We start from the raw sequence: 3,461 nt of genomic DNA on the forward strand, positions 1-3,461 counted from the left end.
GCCGCATTTACCGTAGAGGCGCAGCCCCGGACTTCGGTATGTTGGGCAACCTCATTCGCCTCCTCAGCCTTGTATGCGATTTCTGTTCGTCGGCTCACAGTTTTGATCTCCATCTTCCTCTCCACGACTCCTCGCGAAGCCGCAGTTGATTTCGTCTAGCGCTTCAGCTACCGTCGTTACCAATGAAAGGAACAGCGGACAGCCGGGCAACGCGCAGGGGACTTCAACCCCATAAGTTTGTGTTCATGCCAGGCGTACCCAGATCCTGGACCCTACTTGGACAACGCCCGTCGATTAGGTCAAAGTCTATTTCCCAAGCGGGTCAGGATTAACGTTCTGTAAGGATAAATATATGAATATAAAATCTATCATCGCCCTGAGTTCCCTGTTGTTGCTTTTGGTTGGGTGCACAACACAAGAAAAAGCATCCCCGGTCCTAGAAGCTAATTATTCTATCGTAGTTTCCAAATCATCGAATCAACTCACCTTGTTACAGGGTAATAACGAAATAAAGACCTATACTGTAGCAACAGGTAAAAATGGTAGAACACCTGTAACGACATTCACAATAATCGACAAACTCAAGAATCCTCCATGGACAGACTTTACTGGAAAGCATTTTGAATCAGGAGAAGAAGGCAATATCTTAGGCTCTAGATACATGATGCTGACATCCTCAGAAAAACCGCAACTTAGAGGTTTTGGAATCCAAGGCACAAATAAACCAGATGACATAGGAAAACAAACTACACGAGGTTGTATAAGCATGTTCAACGAAGATATTGAGGAGTTGTTTGAATTAGTTCCTGAAGGAACCATTGTCACTGTTATCGACTAATAATAACAGAGCCAGAAGTGGCTCGGGGATTTTAGACCACAGATTAACGCAGATAAACACAGATTCATGAACAGGCTCTTCCTCCGGCGAGTGAGCGGGACAAGCTCCATATCTCATTGAGGATCGGTGTCCATCCGGGTTTATCAGTGGTTCCATTCCCGGATTTCGGTTTATAACCCGACGCGCCGGAATTTTTCTGCCGCCCCATTTTTCTGCCACCACTTCATGCCGGGGTGCGGGTTGGCGGAAAACACCGGATCGGAATCCGGTGCTACGGTTTCCAAGCTGCGGAACGGGTACCTTCGAGCAGCATCTGGAATGTTGTTTTTCCGTGCCTTTCCGGCTTTTTTGTGGCCAATGTTCAGTTGAATCGAAGTAAGGACGGGAGAAAACGCGATGGGACATACGCTTCACATAACCAGCGGCGACCGGGCAGGCGACCTGCTGAAGAAATCCGGGGTGCCGGGCGAAGTGTTGGTCTGGCACGACATGCTATACGACGGCCCCCGGATTCCGGGTTGGCCCGACGAAGCATGTCTGAGCGCACGGGCGGTGTTTCTGGAGGAAATCACCGGGGGCGGAATGGATCGGCAAGGCATTCTCGAGACGTTGCGGCAGCAGTACCGCAGGTTGTCCGAGCTGGCTCCGGATCAGCCGGTCGTGTTGTGGTTCGATGCCTGCCTGTTCGATCAGTCCATGCTCGCCCACATCCTGACGTGCCTGCGGGTGCGGAAGGCGGAAAACGTCGAGCTGCTCTGCGTGGATGCATTTCCCGGGATTGAACCGTTTCACGGGCTCGGGCAGCTCCAACCCGACCAGTTGGCCGCCCTGTATGGCAACCGCCAACCCGTGACCGAAGCTCAGTACGTGTTCGCCATCCGGGTTGACCAGGCCTTCGCCGGCCAGGACGCCGATCGTTTGGCCGAGCTGTCTGAAGCAACGCATGCCCCGTTGCCGTGGGTGCCTGCCGCGGTGGCTCGCTGGCTAAAGGAACGCCCGTCATCCGACACGGGGCTGGGGGAACTCGAAACCCTGGCGCTGGCGGCAATCCGCGGCGGATGCAAGAGCCCGGGCGAGATCTTCGCATCCGTCGCCGCCGCCGACTCGCCGCCGCAATTCTGGGGCGACATAACGCTGTGGGCGAAGATCAACGCTCTGGCGGATCGCGAACCGCCGCTGGTCAAAATCGATGGGCCGGCGGACCGGCTGCCGCAATGGGAAAGCGAGTTTCCGCTGAAAGATTTCAGCATCACGGCGGTGCGGTAAGGCGGGCGCGCTCTTGGGGAACACGGCTTGTTTTTTGAAAAAAGAAGGTCGCGGCCGCGTCAACTTGGGCCATAGTGTTCGGACATCAGGAGGTATCGAAATGAAAGTGATTGTCGATCTAACGATCATACCCATCGGCGTGGGGGTTTCGCTCTCGCGCTATGTCGCCGCGTGCGAAGAGGTGCTGAACCGGCCCGGCCTGAAGACCGCCCTCCACGCCAACGGAACCAACGTCGAAGGCGAGTGGGACGACGTGTTCGCCGCCATCAAGGCGTGCCACGAAACGGTGCACGGCATGGGGGCGCCGCGCATCCATACCACGGTCAAGCTGGGAACCCGCACCGACCGGGTGCAGTCGCTCGAAGACAAGGTCGACAGCGTGGTTGCCAAGCTGGGCTGATTGGGTTGGCCGCTGGGCGGTTCGGCCAGGAGGGATCCATGGAAGCGCAGCGCAAGGCGATGGTGGCCGTGGTCCAGGCGTATGGCGTGACGGACGAGCGCGTACTGGCGGCCATGGGCACGGTTCGGCGGCATCGCTATATTCCCGAGGGCCATCGGGGGCACGATGCGTACGGCGACCATCCGTGCCCGATCGGGCACGGCCAGACGATTTCCCAACCGTTTATCGTGGCCTACATGACCCAGCGGATCGAGGTGACGCCGGGGATGAAGGTTCTGGAGATCGGCACGGGCTCCGGCTACCAAGCCGCCGTGCTGGCCGAACTGGGGGCCGCCGTCTTCAGCATCGAGCGGATCCCGGAACTGGCCGCGCACGCAACCGCCATCCTGATGGACGAGGGCTATTCCGGCGTGAAGGTGAAGTCGGGCGACGGCTACAAGGGGTGGCCGGAGCATGCGCCGTTCGATGCGATCGTCGTGACCTGCGCGCCGGCCGAAATCCCGGAGGCGTTGAAGAGGCAGCTCAAGGACGGCGGCCGCATGGTCCTGCCCGTCGGTGCGGGCGTCCAGCAACTCGTCATTCTCGAAAAGTCGGGAGACACCTTCACGGAGATCCCCGACATTCTGGTCCGCTTCGTCCCGATGGTGCCGGGGGGCGCGGGGGAGGGCGGTGGGTTCGAATCCAATTGAACCCTTGCGAAGTTGCCGATCCCCGTGCGGATTTCCGTGTCCTAAATTTTGGGGATAGCGCGATCCTTGAATACGGGCATCATGTAGTGTTTTGCAACCGTGTGGGTTTGCGCATATCAAAGGAGAATGTGAATGAGTGATTCGAAGAAGAAAACGCCGGTGGTTCCACCGCAACTGGTCCTGACGTTCGTGTTGGTGACGATTTTGTTCCCGCTGTGGGGGTTCGCCAACGACATCACCAACCCGATCGTGGCGGCCTTTAAAAACA

At 57.4% G+C, this 3,461-nt stretch carries 4 protein-coding genes; all 4 read left to right on the forward strand.

Annotated elements, in window-relative coordinates; translation table 11 throughout:
- Positions 1-352 precede the first annotated feature (352 nt).
- The 4 genes from ABYO54_RS15425 (at position 353) to ABYO54_RS15440 (ending at position 3,193) form a co-directional block, all read left to right on the forward strand.
- Complete coding sequence (locus ABYO54_RS15425) at positions 353-838, forward strand: L,D-transpeptidase (RefSeq protein WP_372809126.1); 486 nt, start codon at positions 353-355, stop codon at positions 836-838.
- Between the two features lie 396 nt (positions 839-1,234).
- Positions 1,235-2,104, forward strand: a complete 870-nt coding sequence (locus ABYO54_RS15430; protein ID WP_372809127.1) for a DUF1835 domain-containing protein — start codon at positions 1,235-1,237, stop codon at positions 2,102-2,104.
- A gap of 100 nt (positions 2,105-2,204) precedes the next feature.
- On the forward strand, positions 2,205-2,504 hold the full coding sequence (locus ABYO54_RS15435) for an MTH1187 family thiamine-binding protein (RefSeq protein WP_372809128.1): 300 nt from the start codon (positions 2,205-2,207) through the stop codon (positions 2,502-2,504).
- A 38-nt stretch (positions 2,505-2,542) separates the two neighbouring features.
- Positions 2,543-3,193: a protein-L-isoaspartate(D-aspartate) O-methyltransferase gene (locus ABYO54_RS15440; protein WP_372809129.1), complete on the forward strand. Its 651-nt coding sequence runs from the start codon at positions 2,543-2,545 to the stop codon at positions 3,191-3,193.
- Positions 3,194-3,461 lie beyond the last annotated feature (268 nt).

This window comes from Pontiella sp., assembly GCF_041622395.1.
Classification (GTDB): Bacteria; Verrucomicrobiota; Kiritimatiellia; order Kiritimatiellales; family Pontiellaceae; genus Pontiella.